Raw genomic sequence first — 18101 nt, 5'->3', positions numbered from 1 at the left:
TTTCCTCACCTTCATCAGCGGGATAGCCGATTTTGGCCCGGTTGTCAGGCAGCCCAGGTCCGCGAATTCTGCGGGTTGGGTGCATTGTCCGGATCGCGCTCGACCCATTCGATCAACAGGTCGAGCACGCGGCGGAGCGCGGCATCCTGTTCGACGAGCCGCGCCTCGAGCGAGGCGATCTGCCCTTCGAGCGCCGCAAGATGTTCGGGGTCGATCGCGGGTGCCGCCGGAGCGGGTGCTTCGGCCGCGGGCTCGGGCGCGAGCTCCAGAACCTCGGCCTCGGGCTCCACCGGCTTCGGCGGGGTCAGCGGGACAACGCGCGCCGGTTCGGCGGGCGCGGCAAAGGGCGGACGGCCATCGGCGGCGGGCTCGGCGGCGCGCTGCGGCCATTCGAGCGGCGCTTCATTCGCGGGCGTCGGAACGGCGAAGGGTGCGGGGGTCGGTGCCACTGCCGCGGCGGCGGCGGCAACAACCTCTTCGACGGGCAGCGGCGCGAGTGTCGTCGCGTCGATGCCGCGATCGGCCTCGATCTCGGCGACCACCGAGCGCACATTCTGCGCGGTGATGCGGTTCATCTGTTCAACCGCGCCGTAGAGCAGCAGGCGGCTGACGAGCACGTTGAGCTTGCGCGGCACGCCCTCGCTATAGTCGAAGATTTCCTCGAACGCGTCGGGGCTGAAGCTGGGGTTGCCCGTCCAGCCGACCTTGCCGAGACGGTGCAAGATATAGGGTTCGACCTCCTCGGGTTCCATCGGATCGAGGTGGTGCGTCGCGATCACGCGCTGGCGAAGCTGCTCGAGCGCCGGCGAGTGGAACAAGGTCTGGCGGAATTCGGGCTGGCCGAGCAGGAAGATCTGCAGCAACGAATGGCCGCCGAGCTGGAAGTTCGACAGCATGCGCAGCTCTTCGAGCGCCGAGATCGCAAGATTCTGCCCCTCGTCGACGATCAGCAGCGTGCGGCGGCCGGCGCGCGCCTGTTCGCGCAGATATTGCTCCATCGAGCGCAGCAGTTCGGCCTTGCTCTGCCCTTCCCATTCGATGCCGAACTGTTCGGCGACGAGGCGGAGAAGATCGTCGCCCTCGACCTGTGTCGACACCAGCTTGACCGCGGTCAGGCGGTTGGCGTCGATCGTGTTCATCAGATGGCCGACGAGCGTCGTCTTGCCCGCGCCGACATCGCCGGTGATGACGATAAAGCCTTCACCCTGCGCAAGGCCGTAACCCAGGTAGGACATCGCCTTGCGGTGGGTGCCGCTTTCGAAATAGAAATGCGGGTCTGGCGTCAGCTGGAACGGACGCCCGGTGAAACCATAGAACTGATCGTACATCGCAAAAATTCCCGTTGCTTGGTCAGAAGTTGTAACGAAGTCCCACCAAAGCTGAACCGATAAGCTGACTGTTGAAGCCTTCTTGGTCGAAGGCGTTGAGGCTGGCCGCCGCGGTCCCCGTGAGGCCGCGCCAGAAGCGCCGCGAATAGGATGTGGTCAGACCCGCCGACTGGACGTCGCTGGCGCCCGGCGCGCCATTGTCGAAATAATTGACATAACCCGACAAGGAGAGGTCGGAATCGACGTCGAGCTGACGCGCCGCCGACACGAAGAGATAATAATTCTCGTCCTTGATGCCGTTGAGGCTGCCGATCGGCGACAGCAACGGCGCGAGCAGCTTGCGCTGGTCGTAACCGAGGCCGACGCCGTAGCTCCAGCCGGCGAAGCGCGACGACAAAGTCGCCTGCACGCCGCGGCTGCGATATTGCGCCGAGGTCGCGTTGCCGAGCTGGTTGCTGAGGCAGCCGCCGCCCTGCTGGCCGAAGACGCACGGATTGATGTCGCCGCTGATCGGATTGCGGATCGGGTCGAATTGCGTCGGCAGCGCGGCAAGCCCGCCCGACAGGCCGCGGCCAAGGCTGGACAATCCGTCATAGACGCCAACCTGGATCGAGGTCGCATGGTCGGCGCGATAGGTGAAGCTGCCGGTGTAGATGGTGTCGCCATAACGGCGGCCGACTCTGGCCGTAAGCGATGTGCGGCGGCTCGGCTGCCACATCACACCGGCGTCCCAGATCAGCCCGTCGGTATCGAACGAAAGCTGGCGCGGGGTCGATTTATCGGTGATGAAACGGCCGCTGGCATCGCGCACAGGCACGCCATTGGCGTCGACCACCGGATTGCGCTGGCCGATTTCGATATCCTCATAGCCGACGCCGCCGAGCAGCGCGACCGTCGGGCCGATCGGCACCGTCACGTCGGCGCGGGCATATTTACCCTCGTAGCGCTGGTCGAGCTGGCTCGCATCCTCGCGCTCGTACCCGCCCGACACCTGCCATCCGAACGGCAGGTCGCCCGGCCGCGCACCGACGCTGGCCCACGCGACATGGTTCGTCGAGCTGTCGAAAATATCCTGCGGCTGCGAGCCCGGCGAGAGGATCGGGGGCTGGTCCACATCGACCTTGGTATAGCCAAAGCGATAGCCGGCGCCGACGTCGAGCCCGGCGATGCGGCGCGCGAAGGTCGGGCCAGCATAGAGCGAATAGAGGTTCGCGACGTTGCTGGCGTCGCCGATCAACAGACCGCTCGCGGCGCCCTGCCCGTCGGCGCGCGAGCGCGTGGCGAGCGCGCCGCCTTCGAGATTCAGGCCGCGTGCGGCCTCGATCCGGCCGCGGGCGAGGCCGCTGATTGTGTCCGAATCGCCGAGGCCGCCATTCCATCCGATATTATGTTCGTAGCGCAGCGTGCCGGCGAGTTCGGCGCGGTTCGTCACGATCGACGCGTCGACGCCGACCGCGAGGTTCGTATAGGTCAGGACATCGCCGCCATTCTTGAGGTCGGCGGTCAGCACCTGGCCGATTTCGAGATAGGGGCTGACGTCGACCTGCCGCTGCGCCCGGCGGCCTTCGGCGCGCTTCGCCGCACGGCCCTCGGATGCCGGCGCGCCGGCCGCAGGCGCGTTGCCGCTGCCCGTGCCGGGGTCACCCGAAACTTGGGCGTGCGCGCCCGTCGCCGTCCCGGCGAGCAAGAGGGCCGCCAGCGTCGCGCCATGACGCATGGTGGTAGTGCGCATCACGCGCCTCCCTGTCCGTAATAGGTGCCGAAGCGGCGTCCGCCCGGCGAGAATTTGACCCCGTTGAGGAGCAGCTGGATGTGCGGGCACGCGCCCATCAGGCCGATCGCGTCGCGCAGCGCCGATTCGAGCGTTTCGTCGGCGCGTACGACCATGATCGTCTGCCCGACATGCCCCGCGAGCACCGCCGCGGGCGACGCCGCGAGCACCGGCGGCGAATCGATGATGAGGATGCGGCCCGGCGCGCCCTGTTCGAGCTGCGCGAGCAAAGCCTCGGTCCGCGCCGACGCGAGAAGTTCGGTGTCGTGCATATGCCCGGTGCCCGCGGGCATGACCTTCAGGCCCGGGATGTCGGTCTGGATCAGGCAGTCGCCAAGCGGCAGATGCGGATCGGCGAGCGCGTCCATCAGGCCGGGGCCATCATCGAGACCCAGCGCTTCGAGCACGCTCGGTTTGGCGATGTCGGCGTCGATCAGCAGCACGTCATGATCGGCCTCGACCGCGAGGCTCAGCGCGAGATTGACCGCCGAGAAGGTCTTGCCCTCGCCCGGGTTCGCCGACGCGATCAGCACGCGGTGGCCGCGCGGCAGGATCGGGCGATTGCCGACGCCGCCGAAATTGCGGATCAGCTCGCGCTTCACGATGCGATATTCTTCAGAAATGCCCGTCACCGGCGTACCGGGCACGATCATGCCGCGCGAAGCGAGGCGCGCGCGGTCGATCGTTCCCTGCCGCGTCGGCACGATGGCGGGCGCGGCCTTGGCGACGTCCTTGCGCGGCGACGGCTTGGGCGCGGCGGGCGCGGCCTCGACGGACGGTGCCGCCTCGACGACGGGGTCGAGAATTTCGGGCTGCGGCGCTTCCGCGGCGGGTTCTGGCTTCGCCGTCTTCGCCTTTTTGGGCGCTTCGGGCGGCAGCTTCGACACGTCGATCGTCGGCGCATTGGCGGCGGGATCGAGGCCGAACATGTCGGCCGCGCGTTCGAGGAGCGAGGGCGGGCGCTTGACTTTGCGTTGGTCGTTCATGTCATCGTCCCCCGTCACGCAACCATGCCGCGCTGGATGAATTCGGCGACCAGCAGCAAGGCGTAGAGCCCGACGAGCGCGCCCCCGCCGCTCGCCAGCCAGACGAGTTTCTTGCGCCGGTCGAGATGGCGTTCTGCCGTCACGACTTCGGTAATCGATCCGATCACCGGCAGGCCGCTGGCGCGTTCGAGCTTTGCCGCGGTCGCGTAGCTGGTGCGGACCTGGCCGAGGCCGAAGGCGGCGCCGACACCCCCGCCGATACCGGCGAGCAGCACGAGCGTCAGGAACAGCGGCCGGTTGGGCGCGGCGGGGCTTGTCGGTTTCGACGGCGGATCGAGCAGTTCGATCTTGATCGCGTCGGTTTCGGTCTGCACCTCGCCGCGCATGCGCACCTGCTCGCGCTGCGCGAGCAATTTGTCATACTGCGCCTTGAACGCGGTATATTCGCCGTTGATCCGGTCATATTCGGCGGCGATGCCCGGGTTCTGGATCTGCTGCGAGGTGATCTTGGCGATGTCGCCGGTGAGCTGCGCCTTGCGCGACGACAGCGCGCTGACCGTCGCCTGCCGCTCGGCGCGCATCGCCGACAGCGATGCATAGGCGGGGTTCTGCGAATTGCCGCCACTCCCGCCGCCCGCGCCTTCGCGGTCGGCCATGGCTTTCAGCGAGGCGATCTGGCTTTTCAGCGCGATGACGTCGGGGTGCGCGTCGGTCAGCCCGCGCGCACGCATCGACGAAAGTTCGTTCTGCGCGCCCGCAAGCTGCTGGCGCGCGACGCCGCCGCCGACGCCGCCCATGCCGGGGACGTTGATCGTCGCGGGGGTCGAGGAGAGCTGGCCGTTTGCCGCCGCAAGCTGCGCCTGCGCCGACACGAGCTGCGAATCGATCTGGCCGAGTTCGGCGCGCGCCGCTTCGACGCGCTGCGCCGGCGACCCGCTGCCGCCCGGGATCAGGCCGATATTCTGCGCCTCGAACGCCGCGCGGCGCGCTTCGACCTCGCGCAGCGCCTTTTCGCGGTCGGCGATCTGGGCGTCGAGGAATTTCAGCCCCTCGCGCGCGTTCATCCGGCCGCCGCGCAGCTGGTCGTCGCGAAACACGGTGATCAGGCTGTCGAGCACGCCCGACGCGAGCTTGGCGTTGTCGGCGTCCGACAGGCTGCCGACCGCGACGCTCGAGGTGATTTCGAAGATATTGTCCTGCTGCGGGATGACCTTGATGCTCTTTTGCAGCATGCCGACCGCGCCCGCCTTTTCGCGCTCGTTCGCGCCAGCGGGCAGCAGGCCGGTCGTTGCGGCGACCTTTTCCATGTTGCGCGCGCTGGTCAGCGTTTCGCGGATCTGGTCGATCTGCGGGCGTCCGCCGCCGATCTGCGCGTCGTCGGGCAGGATTTCGTTGACGTCGACGAGCAGGCGCGCGCGGCTGTCATAACGGTTGGGGATCGACGCGATCGCCAGCCAGCCGAGGATGCAGATGCCCCACGCCACCGCCAGCACGAGCCACCGGCGCGTCCAGACGCTGTGCAGCGCTACCCTGAATTCGTCGTAAAGGCTGGTCATCGCTCGCAATCTATCCTTGGGAGATGGGTGGGTTGGCGGCCTGGGGTCAGAACATGCTTTCGGGGATGATGATCACATCGCCGGGCTGCAGCCGCACGTTCGCTTTGATATCGCCGCGCTTGATCAGGTCATTAAGCCGCAGGCCAAACTCCTGCTGCTTCCCACTGCCCTTGTCGAAACGGACGAGTCGCGCCTTGTTTCCAGCGGCATATTCGCCGAGGCCGCCGACTGCAATCATTGCGTCGAGCACGGTCATGTTGGCGCGGAACGGGATCGACGCGGGTTTCTCGGTCGCGCCGACGACGCGCACCTGCTGCGAGAAGGTGCTGTTGAAGCTGGTGACGATGACGCTGACGATCGGGTCGGTGATATATTGGCTGAGCTGGAGCTTGAGGTCCTGCTGCAGCATGGTGGGGGTTTTCCCTACCGCGGGCATGTCGGTGATCAGCGGGGTGGTGATGCGGCCGTCGGGGCGCACCTGTACCTTGCCGCCGAGTTCGGGGTTGCGCCAAACGAAGATCTGAAGCTCGTCGAGCGGGCCGATGATATATTCCTCGCCCGGCCCTTCCTGGTTCTGGACGAAGTTCGCGCTCGGCAGCTGCGGCGCGTTGCCGCCGGCGCCCATGCAGCCCGTCAGCGCGGTCGCGGCGATGCCTGACACGAGCGCGGCGCGCGCGATGCGGAGCGAGGGGAACGAAGCCATAATCCATCAACCTTTCGAGCCGTCAGGGGAACCGCGGTCCGGAAACTCCGCGGCGACAGCCATTGCGTCAGCTTCCGCCATTGCTCGAAAAGGGTGAACATAATGTTAGTATTGAACTAAGTTTGGACCGCGCTTGTCGGAAATTGTCCCGATAAGGAACAGATTCTGGCGCGTCAGACGAGCATTTCGCGCGCTGGCCCCTGCCCCAGGAAGGTCGCGGGGCTGGCGCTCGCGCCATAGGCGCCGGCGAGGAAGATCGCGATGAGGTCGCCAACCTCGGCGCGCGGCAGCGCGACCTGATCGCCGAGACGGTCGAGCGGGGTGCAGAGGCAGCCGACGACCGAGACGGTCTCTTCGGCTTCTGCGCCGAAGGCACCCGCGACCGCGATCGGATAGTTGCGGCGGATGACGGTGCCGAAATTGCCGCTCGCGGCGAGCTGGTGGTGGAGGCCGCCGTCGGTGACGAGGAAGGTTTCGCCATGGCTGGTCTTCCGGTCAACGATGCGGATCAGATAGACGCCGGCTTCGGCAACGAGCCAGCGGCCGAGTTCCATCGCGAAATGGCTCTTTGCGAGAACCGGATCGCGCGCCGCCAGCGTCTCGCCGAGCGCCGCCCCGACCGCGGCGACATCGACCGGCTTATCACCGGGGAAATAGGGCACGCCCATCCCGCCGCCGAGGTTGACGAGCGGCGGGGTCTCCCCGATCTCGTTCGCGAGCCGCGCCGCGAGCGCCACCGTCTGCGCCTGCGTCTCGGCGATGGCCGCGGCGTCCAGCGCCTGCGATCCCGCAAAAATATGAAAACCCTGCCAGTCGGCACCGGCGTCCATCAGGCGCCGGACGAGCGCCGGAACCTCGGCGGCATCGACCCCGAACGGCTTGGCGCCGCCGCCCATTTTCATGCCCGACCCCTTGAGGTCGAAGTCGGGATTGACGCGCACCGCGAGGCTGGGTGTGAGGCCGAGATGCTCGGCGATCGACAGCGCTCGTTCGGCCTCGCCCGCGGATTCGAGGTTGAGCGTCGCGCCGGCGGTGATCGTCGCTTCGAGTTCGCGGTCGCGTTTGCCGGGTCCGGCAAAGCTGATGTCGCCCGCCGGCATCCCGCTGGCGAGCGCGGCTTTCAGTTCGCCGCCCGAGGCGACGTCGAACCCGTCGACCAGCCGCGCCATGAAGGCGAGCAAAGGCGCATAGGGGTTCGCCTTCATCGCATAATGCAGCTGGACCCCGGTTGGCATCGCGGCGCGCCACTCGGCGACCCGCGCGGTCAGCATCGCGCTGTCATAGGCGAACAGCGGGGTGTCGCCCGCGACGTCGGCGAGCGCCTCGGCGCGGTCGCCGCCGATGAGCAACATCCCGCTGACATCGGCGCGGAAGCCGGGCGGGATCGGACCATGGGGCTTCATGCCGTCAACTCCTTGGTCCAATCGGCGGCAATCGCCACCCGGTCGAGCTTGCCATTGGGATTGCGCGGCAAGGCGTCGCGCCATTCGATCGCCTGCGGCTGCATGAAATTGGGGAGATTCTGGCGAAGATAGCCCGAAAGCCCTTCCTCGTCGGTGACGCCATCCTTGCCGCGCACGATGAGGATGATCGCGGCGCCGAGCCGCGCATCGGGCACGCCGAACGCAACGGCTTCGTAAATCAAGCCCGACGCAACCGCGACATCCTCGACCTCGGTCGGGCTGACGCGGTTGCCCGCGGTCTTGATCATCGCATCGTCGCGGCCGACGAAATAGAGGAGATGATTGGCGTCGCGGCGCACCGTGTCGCCCGACCACACCGCCATCCCGCCATATTCGGACGCACGCGGCGCGGGTTTGAAACGCTGCGCGCTACGTTCCTCGTCCCGCCAATAGCCCTTGGCGACGAGCGGGCCGCAATGGACGAGTTCGCCGGGTTCCTCGTCGGCGGTGATCGTACCGTCGGGCCGGCACACCAAAATTTCGGCATGCGGGATCGCGCGGCCCATCGAGGTCGGATGGTCGGCGACGAATTTCGGGTCGAGGTAGGTCGAACGAAACGCCTCGGTTAGCCCGTACATCGGATAGATGTCCGCCTCAGGGAATGTGCTGCGCATCGCGCCGATCAGCGACGGCGTGAGCGCGCCGCCGCTGTTGGTCAGCCGTTTCAAATGCGCCGCGGCGTCGGCAGGCCATTCGGCTTCGACGAGTTGGACCCAGAGCGGCGGCACGCCCGCGAGCGTCGTCGCCTTGTGCCGCGCCACCGCTTTCACGACGTCACGCGCGGTCAGATAATCGAGCGGTGCGACCGCGGCCCCCGCATACCAGCTCGAAAGCAGCTGGTTCTGGCCATAATCGAAGCTGAGCGGCAGCACGGCGAGCACGCGGTCATCGGCGACGATTTTGAGATAGGAGGCGACGCTTTCGGCACCGAGCCACAGGTTCGCATGGCTGAGCATCACGCCCTTCGGCCGGCCGGTCGAGCCGCTGGTATAGAGGATCGCGGCGAGATCGTCGGGTTCGGCGATCGACGGGGGCAGCCCCTGCCCGCTCGAATCAATCACTTCCTCGCCGACCTTCAGATCCTGCACCATACATTCGTCGGGCAGGCCATCGCCAAGCATCTCGGCGCGCGCGCCATTGGTGACAAGCAGCTTTGCCCCGCTGTCGGAAAGGATATGCGCGACCTGCGGCCCCTTGAGCAGCGGATTGACCGGCACATGGATCAACCCCGCGCGCGCCGCGGCGAGCGGCATCAGGCACGCCAGCCGCGTCTTCGCGCTCCAGCTGGCGACGCGCTCGCCCGGGCCGCCCGCCTGTTCGAGCAGCCATGACGCCAGCCGTCCGACGCCGGCGTCGAGATCGGCATATGTCGTGACCCGGTCGCCGATCAGCAGCGCAGCCGCATCCGGCGCGCCGCGGCGGGCGAGATGGTCGATCGGCCTGGAAGATGTGTTTTCGGCTTTGGTCATCGGCTGTTAGGACTGGAGTGATAGAGGGCGGCACCATGCAAGGGAACGGTGAACATCACGCTAATGATGAGCGGTTGCCCGCCACAGCGCGCGCGGCCGGTTTTGCGTCGCCGTTCGACCGCGCGGCGTGGTTCGACCTGCTCGAAGCCCATGGCTTTGCAGGCCGGGGCCGGGTCGATGCGCAGGGCATCGCCGGTTCGACGACGGCATGGCTGCCGCTGCGGGTCGAGAAGCCGGGCGACTTCGCGGGGCTGACCAACTGGTACAGCTTTTCGATCCGTCCGCTCTTCGCCGGCGACGGCGAACGAAGCGACGCCTTGAGGACGCTCTTTGCCGATCTTCGCCGGAACGCTGCACGCCTGACGCTCTACCCCGTCGCCGAAACTGCCGAACTTGCCATGGCACTCCGCGCTGCAGGCTGGTGGGTGAAAGAAACGCCCACCGGAGATCGCCATTGGCTCGACCTCGGCGAGATGGACCATGACGCCTGGTGGGCGAGCCGGCCCGGCGCGCTGCGCAATACCGTCCAGCGCAAGGCGAAGAAGGGTGTCGTCGATATTCAGCTGCTCACCGATTTCGATCCGGGAAGCTGGGCGGCTTACGAACAAATCTATGCCGCGAGCTGGAAGCCCGAAGAAGGCCACCCCGCGCTGCTGCGCGCCTTTGCCGAGGCGGAGAGCGATGGCGGACGCCTGCGCATGGGAATCGCGCGTATCGACGGAATCCCCGTCGCCGCACAGTTCTGGACCGTCGAAGATGGCACCGCCTTCATCCACAAGCTCGCGCATGTCGAGGACAGCCTGAAAGCGTCGCCGGGCACCTTGCTGTCGGCCGCATTGTTCCGCCATGTGATCGAGGTCGACGGCGTGAAGCGCGTCGATTTCGGCACCGGCAACGACGGATACAAGCGCGACTGGATGAACCGGCACGACCCGCTGTGGCGCATCGAGGCTTTCAATCCGTCGCGCGTCGCGGCATGGGGACCGGCATTGAAGGCATTTGCCCGTTCGCTGCTCAGGAAAGACTCATGACCGAAGCCAACACCGTCGACGCCACCCTTCGCGCCCTGCTCGCCGATGTGCTTGGACTCGGCGAAGCGCGCGCTGCGGCGCTGACCGAGGACAGCGGGCTGTTCGGCGAACTTCCCGAGTTTGATTCGATGGCGGTCGCGACGGTGCTGACCGAAATGGAAGACCGGCTGGGTATCGTCATCGACGATGATGAAGTCGACGGCGAAATCTTTGAAACCTATGGTAATTTGCTCGCCTTTTCGCTGCGCAAAGTGACCGACTGATCCCGGATGCGCGGATGAGCGAACATCGATTGCGCATCGACCCCGCGGGCACGCCCCGCGCCACCATCCTGATCGTCCCGCCGCTGTTCGAGGAAGCGAACCGCACGCGCCGCACTTTGGTGCTCGCGATGCGCGCACTGGCGGCCGAGGGTTTTGCGGCGGTGCTACCCGACCTGCCGGGGCAGAATGAGAGCCTTGTGCCGCTGGAACAGGTCGATCTGGCACGCTGGCACGATGCGCTTGCCGGGGTTGCGGCGGGCATCGATGGGCCGATCCTTGTCGCATCGGTGCGCGGCGGGGTGCTGATCGACCACCAGGTGAAAGCCGCAGCCTGGTGGCGGCTGGCGCCGGTTGGTGGAGCGTCGCTGCTCCGCACCTTGATGCGTGCGCGGGTGAGCGCCGACCGCGAGGCCGGTCTGACCTCTTCGCTCGAAAGCTTGCAGGAGGAGGCGAAGACCAAGCCGCTGCTCGTCGCGGGCAACCGATTGTCCCCTGAAATGGTCGCGCAGCTCGGCACGAGCGAGGCGCAAACGGTCGAGCCTTTGCGCAATGTCGGCCTCGGCGCCGACGGCATTGCAGGAACGCCGCTTTGGCTGCGCGCCGAACCGGGTGAAGATGCGGCGATGGCGAAGGCAATCGCTGCCGACATATCTGCATGGAGCACGACATGCGGCATCAGCTGAGTTTCGTCTGCGAAGGCGCGACGCTTGCCGCGAGCCTCGACGAGGCGGCGGGCAGTAGCGGCCTGCTGATCGTGTCGGGCGGCAACGAGATACGCAGCGGCGCGCACCGCGGCATGGCGATGCTGGCGGCGCGGATCGCCGAGGCGGGGCATCCGGTGTTCCGTTTCGACCGGCGCGGGATCGGCGACAGCGAAGGCGCGAATGGCGGCTTCGAGAGCAGCGGACCCGATATCGGCGCGGCGATTGCTGCGTTTCGCGGGGCGGCGCCGCACGTGACGCGCATCGTCGCGTTCGGCAATTGCGATGCGGCGAGCGCGTTGTTGCTGCACCAGCCGTTGGCGCTCGACGGGCTGATCGTCGCCAATCCGTGGACCTACGATAGCGAGGCGGAAGACGCCGAGGAACCGGCGCTACCGCCGGCGTCGGCGATACGCGCGCGGTATCTGGCGCGGCTGAAGGATCCGAAAAGCCTGCTCAGGCTGATCAAGGGCGAGGTCGATTTCCGGAAACTGTTTCGCGGGCTTTCGGCGATCAAGGCATCGGCCACGCCCGCTGCGCCCGACAGTCTCGCGGCGCGGATCGACCGGGCTATCACCGAGCTGGACACACCCGCTACGATCCTGCTCGCGTCCGGCGACCGGACCGCACAGGCTTTTATGGAAAACTGCCCGGCTGCGCTGGATCGCGTTCCGGTCGAGCGTCTTGCCAGCCCGTCGCACAGCTTTGCCGGGGAGGATGGCGCGTGGTTGGCTGACCGGATTTTGGGCATATTGAGACGATAGTTGCGTGCCCGATCCCGGTGCCGGGGTGGGAAGCAGACATTCCTAACGTTCGTCATTCCCGCGAAAGCGGGAACCCAGTAGCAACGGCGGCTCGCTGGGTCCCCGCTTTCGCGGGGATGACGAATTAGGGAGTGGAGCGCTGCTTCCGATCGGACCCTACGGCTACCGTATAGCCTCAGGCGTCCGCCATCGCGTGATATTCAGCCTCGGCCAAAAAGCGTTCGGCGTCGAGCGCGGCCATGCAGCCCATGCCCGCGGCGGTCACCGCCTGGCGATAGATTTTGTCGGTGACGTCGCCCGCGGCGAAGACGCCGGGGATCGCGGTCAGTGACGTGCCCGGCGTCACTTCCAGATAGCCATCGGCATCGAGCGGCAGCTTGCCTTTGAACAGCTCGGTCGACGGGCTGTGGCCGATCGCGACGAAGCCGCCATCGGTGGGCTCAAAGCTCGCGTCGCCGGTTTCGGTGTCGATCAGGTCGACGCCGACGAGGCCCGATACGCCCTCGCCCGCGACGAAACGGTCGACGCGCTTGTTCCAAAGGACCTTGATCTTCGGATTGGCGAACAGGCGGTCCTGCAAAATCTTTTCAGCGCGCAGATGATCGCGGCGGTGGATCAGCGTCACGTCTTCGCTGTGGTTGGTGAGGTAGAGCGCTTCCTCGACCGCGGTGTTGCCGCCGCCGATCACCACGACCTTCTTGCCGCGATAGAAGAAGCCGTCGCACGTCGCGCACGCCGAGACGCCCTTCCCGCCAAGCTCCTGCTCGCCCGGCACGCCAAGCCATTTCGCCTGCGCCCCCGTCGCGATGACGAGCGTTTCGGCCATGTAAACATCGCCGCCGTCGCCGGTCAGCTTGAACGGGCGGCGCGACAGATCGACGTCGACGATCGTGTCCCAGATCATGCTGGTGCCGACATGCGTCGCCTGCGCGGTCATCTGTTCCATCAGCCAGGGGCCCTGGATCACCTCGGCAAAGCCCGGGTAATTTTCGACGTCGGTGGTGATCGTCAGCTGGCCGCCGGGTTGCAGCCCCTGCACGACGATCGGCATCATGCCCGCGCGCGCCGCGTAAATCGCCGCCGACAGGCCGGCGGGGCCGGAGCCGAGGATGAGCATCTTGGTGTGGTGGACGGCGGGCATGGCGATCTTTCGTTGACTGTGCGGGCAGGCACAGATGGGTGTTGCCAATAGCGCTAGCAAGGGTCACCTTCCGCGCCAAGGGGAGACTGGCGAATGGCAAGCTGGTGGGAACGTCACGGAGTACCGCGCCTGATCAAATGTGCCTGTTCGCAGGGGCAGATTATGAAGGTGCGGAGCAAGGTCGTGCCGCATGCGCGCGGGCATGTGCTCGAACTCGGCTGCGGCGGCGGGATCAACATGGAGTTTTACCGGCCGGGGCAGATTGAGAGCTTTAGCGGGCTCGATCCCTCGCCCGAACTGCTCGCGATGAGCGTCGCGGCGGCGGCGGCGCGCGGGATCGACGCCGATATCCGTGAAGGGATCGGCGAGGCGATGCCGTTTGAGAGCGGTTCTTTCGACACCGTCGTTACCACCTTCACCTTATGCTCGGTTCACGATCAGGCTGCGGTGCTGAGCGAGATCCGCCGCGTGCTGAAGCCCGGCGGAACTGCCTTGTTCCTGGAACATGGCGCCGCGCCCGATGCCGGGGTCGCAAAATGGCAGCGGCGGATCGAGCCGGTATGGAAGCGGATTGGCGGCAACTGCCACCTGACCCGACCGATCAGCGGCGCTTATGAAAAGGCGGGCTTTGCAGTCGATCAGCAGGCGGCCGCCTATATCCCGAAAACGCCGCGCCCGTTCGGCTGGTACGAATATGGAGCGGCGCGCCCCGCCTAGAAAAAGGATTGCGAGATGATGCGATTCTGGCTTGCCACCCTCACCGCGCTGTTCCTCCTCGCGCCGTCGGTCGCCGAAGCGCGCAAGGTCGCGCTGATCATCGGCAATGGGGATTATGCGAACACCAGCCGCTTGGTGAACCCCGCGAACGACATCAAGATCATCGCCGCGTCGGCGAAGCAGGCGGGGTTCGACGACGTGACGATCGCTGCCGACCTCGCGGTCAACGACTTCCAGAAGGCGATGCGCGATTTTCGCGCCAAGGCCGACGGGGCGGAGGTCGCGATGGTCTATTACGCCGGGCACGGGATCGAGGCGCAGGGGAAGAACTGGCTGATCCCGACCGACGCGCAGCTGAAATCCGACCTCGACCTGCCCTATGAGGCGATCAATCTCGACCGGTTGATGGAATCGGTGTCGGGGGCGCAGATTCGCATGGTCGTGCTCGATTCGTGCCGCAACAATCCGTTCGGTCGCTCGTGGCGGTCGGGGACGCGCGCGGTGGTGAATGGCCTCGCGGGGGTCGAGGCTGACGATGTGCTGGTGATCTTTGCCGCGGCGCCGGGGCAGACCGCGGCCGACGGAACGAGTGGCAATTCGCCGTTCGCGACCTCGCTCGCGAAACGCCTGCCGCAGCCCGATATGCCGGTGCAGCTGCTCGGCGGCCTGATCCGCGACGATGTGCTGAAAGCGACCGGCGGCAGCCAGCGGCCGTTCGTGAGCGCGAGCATCACCGGGACGCCGGTCTATCTGGTGCCGCGCACGACGCCGGCGAGTGCGCCAGCATCGGGCAACCGTAGCGGGCTGGAGGAGCTGCTGTGGAAGGGCGCGATGGCCGAAAACAGCGTCCGTGCCTTCAGCGCATATCTCGCCGAATTCCCGGCGGGCAAATATGCCGCGCAAGCAGGCGAGAATATCACCCGCCTGGAGAAAGATCCCGGTGCGGTCATCCCGCCCGTCACGATGGTAGCGATGACGGAGCCGGCCCCCGCGGCCCGACCGGCGGCGCGGAAATTCACGCTGTCGAACATCCGCGTCGAATGCGTCAAGCTGACCGGGCGCCTCGGGCTTGGCCTCCCCGACCAGCTGTTCCTGCGCTTCAACACGGGGCAGCGCTTTCCCGAGGGCAAGAGCGAGATTTATTCGATCAGGAAGGGTGAGAGCTGGGCGGTGCCCCAAAGCTTCGAGTTCGACCAGCCGGTGAGTTTCCAGCTGCGCGAGTTCGACGATATCGGCGGCAGCGACAATATCGGGACGATCGACATCGGCGATGCGGCGGGGACGTTCACGAAAACGCTCGACGGCGACGCCAGCGATTATCGGGTGACCTATACGTTGACGGTCGCCTGACGGCTCAGTCGGGGTCGGACTTCTCGCCGACCTCAACCAAGCCATGCCCCACACTCACCCGCTCGTCGAAGACGAAGCAGCTGCCGTGCCAGCGGCTGTCGGCTTCGGGCACCTGTTCGAGATAGGCGAGGATGCCGCCCTTGAGGTGGACGACATCCTCGACGCCTTCATGGCGCAGGAAGGCTGTCGATTTTTCGCAGCGGATGCCGCCGGTGCAGAACATCGCGACGCGCTTGCCCGCAAAACGGTCGGCATTGGCGCGCCACCAGTCGGGGAATTCGCCGAAGCTCTTCGTTTCGGGGTCGACCGCGCCCGTAAAGCTGCCGTAGCCGACCTCGAAGCCGTTGCGCGTGTCGATCAGCACGGTGTCGGGATCGTCGACGAGCGCGTTCCAGTCGGCGGGATCGACATAAGGCGCGGCGTCGCGTGCGGGGTCGAGCCCCGGCACCTTCATCGTCACGATTTCCTTTTTCAGCCGCACCTTCATCCGCTGGAACGGCATCTCGGCGGCGGTCGAATATTTGACGTCGAGCCCGGCGCAGTCAGGAAGCGCCCGGATATGGCCGAGCACCGCGGCGATCCCGGCCTCGGTTCCGGCGATCGTGCCGTTGATGCCTTCGCGCGCGAGGAGGAGCGTGCCCATCACGCCCTCTGCCGCGCAGAGGTCGATCAGCGGCTGGCGCAATGCGGCGGGATCGTCGAACGATGCGAAACGATAAAGGGCGGCAACCTGGAACATGGGGGCGCCATGTAGGCGCGATTGCGCCTCAACGAAAGGGATCGCCGCGCCCCGTCGCATATTGCGCCATCGCCATCGTCGTCCATTGCGCGTTGACGCGGATGCAGCTGGGGAAGGTGCTCGCGTCGGTGACGAACACATTGGTCGTTTCGTGGACGCGGCAGTCGAGGTCGACGACACCGTACGACGGATCCTCGTTGATCGCATTGCCGCCATGCGGGTGGCTGCTCGACAGCGTGACATCGTCCTGTTCGCGGATCGCGTCGCGGAAGAAGGCGTCGACATCCATGTCGGGCGTGATCTTTTGCCCCTTGGCCAGCGCTGGATAGCATTCGAGCGCGCCCGCGGCGAAATGGACCTTGGTGAGCGTCGCCATCGCGTCGCGCAGCACCGGCAGATCGTCGTCCACGTCGAGGCTGAACTTCAGCTTGCCGTCGACGATCTGCCCGCGGCGGTCGGCGGGGAACAAGATGCCCGCCGAATGGACGCGGCCGAAATTCTTCATGCGCGCCGCATGGTCGCCGAACCAGCCGGGCATCAGCGACGCCATCGACATCGGCGGCTGAAAATGGCTTTCGAGCAGGAAGTCGCCGCAGTCGACATAGCTCGACATCTGATCCTCGTCCCACGCGTCGCCGCCAGCACCTTCGGGCATCAGCGCGACCACCGGCGAAGCGACGTTGAGCGACACCTGATAGCCGGTGCGGTCGATATCGCTGCGGTCGAGCAGCTTCGACGAGGCGATCGTGCCCGCGGCGACGACGACACCGACGCGCGCACGAACGAGCGTCTTCGACCCGTCGGGGAGGACCAGCTTCACCGCCTCGGCCTCGCGCCGGCCGTCGTAGGCGGTCTGCCAGATGATCCGTTCGGCCTTCGTCCCCGGCAGGATGCGCGCGCCGAAATCGCGGCACGCCTCGGGCAGATAGGTTTGCGCGATGCCCATGCGGCGGCCATAGGCGCAGCCCGAATTGCAATAGCCGCAATAGGCGCAGGCATTGACGGTGTTCGGCGGACCGAAATTCTTCGCGAACCAGTCGGCGATCGCACGCTGGTCGCGCGGGTTGGTCGATCCCTGCGCGTAGCTGCGCCAGCCCTCGATCAGGTGCGGGCCGTTGTGGCGTCCGCTGCGCGGTTCGATCGGCGCGATGCCGAGCTTGTCGCGGACCGCATCATAGCTCGCGTGGAACGCCGCGGCGTCGACGGGCGCACCGATGCTCGCCCATTTCGCGAGCACGTCCTTTGCGTCGGGGTGCGTGCGCCCCGGCTCGTTGACGCGCAGGCAAATCCCGTTGTTGATCGTCGACGACCCGCCGACGCAGCGTCCCTGGAACACCACGAAATCGCGGTTGGTCGAGGTTTGCAGCGCGCCATGCTTGTAGAGCTTCGCGATCATGTCGAGTTCGTGATGCGTAATCGCGTGGCTGGGATAGAATGGCCCCGCCTCGACGATCAGCACCTTATAGCCCTGCGCCGCGATATTATAGGCGGCGACCCCGCCCCCGGCACCCGAACCGATGACGATAACATCATATTCGTCGTCGACCCTCGACGCATCGAGGATATGCGCGGGGTCGATCTCGCGCCCGTGAATCCGCTCCAGCGGCACTTCTTCGCTGCCGCGCTGGCGAAATTGGGGGAGCGTGAAGCCGATCTGGCGGTGCACCGGATTATTGGCGTTGGCACCCTGATCGCCGGGCCCGAGCCCCGGCTGCCAATGGCCGTAATAGCAGGCGTAAATGACGCCGCGCAGCCGCGCCATGTCCTGGAACAGGTCGATCTGGCTGTCCTGCAGCCGGTCTTTAAGCTTCTCGGCGCGGTCCGCGACATCATTCTCGGTAAAGAAGGGGCCGCCGAGCACCAGTTCGGTCGCGGTCAGCGACAGGCGGATCTCGTCGAGCTTGGTCCCGCCGACCTTTTCGAACAGATCGCAAACGTTGGCGACGACCTGATCGGCCGAAATCACCATCTCGGCTTCGTAAAACAGTGCTTCGGTCAGCGCCTTCAGAAATTTGAGCTGCCCGAAATTAAACGGTGCCGTCATCGCCCTGCCCCCAGTTTGCGTACGCCGCAAAATGCCGGATTTTAGCAGGCCGGGGCAAGCTGTATTGTATGGGAT

At 66.3% G+C, this 18101-nt stretch carries 16 protein-coding genes; 6 read left to right on the top strand and 10 right to left on the bottom strand.

The annotated features are described in order from the left end of the window. Nucleotides 1-44: 44 nt before the first annotated feature. The 7 genes from V8J55_RS19110 to V8J55_RS19080 form a co-directional block, all read right to left on the bottom strand. A complete protein-coding gene (locus tag V8J55_RS19110; RefSeq protein WP_336447184.1) occupies nt 45-1328 on the bottom strand; it encodes an XrtA/PEP-CTERM system-associated ATPase in 1284 nt (427 codons plus the stop codon). 22 nt (nt 1329-1350) lie between these two features. Continuing rightward, a complete protein-coding gene (locus tag V8J55_RS19105) occupies nt 1351-3060 on the bottom strand; it encodes a hypothetical protein (protein WP_336447183.1) in 1710 nt (569 codons plus the stop codon). Beyond that, a complete protein-coding gene (locus V8J55_RS19100) occupies nt 3060-4085 on the bottom strand; it encodes a P-loop NTPase (protein ID WP_336447182.1) in 1026 nt (341 codons plus the stop codon). The genes V8J55_RS19105 and V8J55_RS19100 overlap by 1 nt, the downstream gene beginning before the upstream one ends. A gap of 14 nt (nt 4086-4099) precedes the next feature. Continuing rightward, on the bottom strand, nt 4100-5641 hold the full coding sequence (locus tag V8J55_RS19095) for an XrtA system polysaccharide chain length determinant (RefSeq protein WP_336447181.1): 1542 nt from the start codon (nt 5639-5641) through the stop codon (nt 4100-4102). A gap of 46 nt (nt 5642-5687) precedes the next feature. After that, nucleotides 5688-6344, bottom strand: coding sequence for an XrtA/PEP-CTERM system exopolysaccharide export protein (locus V8J55_RS19090; RefSeq protein ID WP_336447180.1), 657 nt, complete (start codon nt 6342-6344; stop codon nt 5688-5690). Nucleotides 6345-6517: 173 nt separating this feature from the next. After that, nucleotides 6518-7747 (bottom strand): pyridoxal-dependent decarboxylase, exosortase A system-associated, encoded by a 1230-nt coding sequence (locus V8J55_RS19085; protein WP_336447179.1) that lies wholly within the window; start codon nt 7745-7747, stop codon nt 6518-6520. Then, a complete protein-coding gene (locus tag V8J55_RS19080; protein ID WP_336447178.1) occupies nt 7744-9276 on the bottom strand; it encodes an acyl-CoA ligase (AMP-forming), exosortase A system-associated in 1533 nt (510 codons plus the stop codon). Before V8J55_RS19080 ends, V8J55_RS19085 begins: the two co-directional genes overlap by 4 nt. Nucleotides 9277-9350: 74 nt before the next feature. Here V8J55_RS19080 and V8J55_RS19075 point away from each other — a divergent pair, with 74 nt between their 5' ends. The 4 genes from V8J55_RS19075 to V8J55_RS19060 are packed head-to-tail and all read left to right on the top strand — an operon-like array spanning nt 9351 to nt 12035. Continuing rightward, on the top strand, nt 9351-10307 hold the full coding sequence (locus V8J55_RS19075) for a GNAT family N-acetyltransferase (protein WP_336447177.1): 957 nt from the start codon (nt 9351-9353) through the stop codon (nt 10305-10307). Further along, entirely contained in the window at nt 10304-10570 is a 267-nt protein-coding gene (locus V8J55_RS19070) for an acyl carrier protein (RefSeq protein ID WP_037517533.1), read from the top strand. The genes V8J55_RS19075 and V8J55_RS19070 overlap by 4 nt, the downstream gene beginning before the upstream one ends. A 14-nt stretch (nt 10571-10584) precedes the next feature. Continuing rightward, nucleotides 10585-11253 (top strand): hypothetical protein, encoded by a 669-nt coding sequence (locus V8J55_RS19065; RefSeq protein ID WP_336447176.1) that lies wholly within the window; start codon nt 10585-10587, stop codon nt 11251-11253. Beyond that, nucleotides 11238-12035 carry a hydrolase 1, exosortase A system-associated gene (locus tag V8J55_RS19060; protein ID WP_336447175.1) on the top strand — a complete coding sequence of 266 codons (798 nt, stop codon included), beginning with the start codon at nt 11238-11240 and terminating at the stop codon, nt 12033-12035. Before V8J55_RS19065 ends, V8J55_RS19060 begins: the two co-directional genes overlap by 16 nt. A 175-nt stretch (nt 12036-12210) precedes the next feature. Here V8J55_RS19060 and trxB read toward each other — a convergent pair whose 3' ends face one another. After that, nucleotides 12211-13176 (bottom strand): thioredoxin-disulfide reductase, encoded by a 966-nt coding sequence (trxB, locus tag V8J55_RS19055; RefSeq protein WP_336447173.1) that lies wholly within the window; start codon nt 13174-13176, stop codon nt 12211-12213. Between the two features lie 93 nt (nt 13177-13269). Here trxB and V8J55_RS19050 point away from each other — a divergent pair, with 93 nt between their 5' ends. After that, entirely contained in the window at nt 13270-13893 is a 624-nt protein-coding gene (locus V8J55_RS19050; RefSeq protein ID WP_336447172.1) for a class I SAM-dependent methyltransferase, read from the top strand. 15 nt (nt 13894-13908) lie between these two features. Further along, on the top strand, nt 13909-15243 hold the full coding sequence (locus V8J55_RS19045) for a caspase family protein (protein WP_336447171.1): 1335 nt from the start codon (nt 13909-13911) through the stop codon (nt 15241-15243). Nucleotides 15244-15247: 4 nt separating this feature from the next. Here V8J55_RS19045 and trhO read toward each other — a convergent pair whose 3' ends face one another. Together trhO and V8J55_RS19035 are read right to left on the bottom strand one after the other, a co-directional pair. Next, nucleotides 15248-15982 (bottom strand): oxygen-dependent tRNA uridine(34) hydroxylase TrhO, encoded by a 735-nt coding sequence (trhO, locus tag V8J55_RS19040; RefSeq protein WP_336447170.1) that lies wholly within the window; start codon nt 15980-15982, stop codon nt 15248-15250. Between the two features lie 28 nt (nt 15983-16010). Further along, nucleotides 16011-18026, bottom strand: a complete 2016-nt coding sequence (locus V8J55_RS19035) for a GMC family oxidoreductase N-terminal domain-containing protein (RefSeq protein ID WP_336447169.1) — start codon at nt 18024-18026, stop codon at nt 16011-16013. Nucleotides 18027-18101: the final 75 nt, after the last annotated feature.

Source organism: Sphingopyxis sp. CCNWLW2 (genome assembly GCF_037095755.1).
Lineage (GTDB): Bacteria > Pseudomonadota > Alphaproteobacteria > Sphingomonadales > Sphingomonadaceae > Sphingopyxis.
Note: the sequence above shows the minus strand (reverse complement) of the source record. Positions and strands in the feature narration are given on the sequence as shown.

Coding starts and splice junctions, on each gene's coding strand:
- V8J55_RS19110 (WP_336447184.1), bottom strand. CDS start 1,328: ATGTACGATCAGTTCTATGGTTTCACCGGGCGTCCGTTCCAGCTGACG.
- V8J55_RS19105 (WP_336447183.1), bottom strand. CDS start 3,060: ATGCGCACTACCACCATGCGTCATGGCGCGACGCTGGCGGCCCTCTTG.
- V8J55_RS19100 (WP_336447182.1), bottom strand. CDS start 4,085: ATGAACGACCAACGCAAAGTCAAGCGCCCGCCCTCGCTCCTCGAACGC.
- V8J55_RS19095 (WP_336447181.1), bottom strand. CDS start 5,641: ATGACCAGCCTTTACGACGAATTCAGGGTAGCGCTGCACAGCGTCTGG.
- V8J55_RS19090 (WP_336447180.1), bottom strand. CDS start 6,344: ATGGCTTCGTTCCCCTCGCTCCGCATCGCGCGCGCCGCGCTCGTGTCA.
- V8J55_RS19085 (WP_336447179.1), bottom strand. CDS start 7,747: ATGAAGCCCCATGGTCCGATCCCGCCCGGCTTCCGCGCCGATGTCAGC.
- V8J55_RS19080 (WP_336447178.1), bottom strand. CDS start 9,276: ATGACCAAAGCCGAAAACACATCTTCCAGGCCGATCGACCATCTCGCC.
- V8J55_RS19070 (WP_037517533.1), top strand. CDS start 10,304: ATGACCGAAGCCAACACCGTCGACGCCACCCTTCGCGCCCTGCTCGCC.
- V8J55_RS19065 (WP_336447176.1), top strand. CDS start 10,585: ATGAGCGAACATCGATTGCGCATCGACCCCGCGGGCACGCCCCGCGCC.
- V8J55_RS19060 (WP_336447175.1), top strand. CDS start 11,238: ATGCGGCATCAGCTGAGTTTCGTCTGCGAAGGCGCGACGCTTGCCGCG.
- trxB (WP_336447173.1), bottom strand. CDS start 13,176: ATGCCCGCCGTCCACCACACCAAGATGCTCATCCTCGGCTCCGGCCCC.
- V8J55_RS19050 (WP_336447172.1), top strand. CDS start 13,270: ATGGCAAGCTGGTGGGAACGTCACGGAGTACCGCGCCTGATCAAATGT.
- V8J55_RS19045 (WP_336447171.1), top strand. CDS start 13,909: ATGATGCGATTCTGGCTTGCCACCCTCACCGCGCTGTTCCTCCTCGCG.
- trhO (WP_336447170.1), bottom strand. CDS start 15,982: ATGTTCCAGGTTGCCGCCCTTTATCGTTTCGCATCGTTCGACGATCCC.
- V8J55_RS19035 (WP_336447169.1), bottom strand. CDS start 18,026: ATGACGGCACCGTTTAATTTCGGGCAGCTCAAATTTCTGAAGGCGCTG.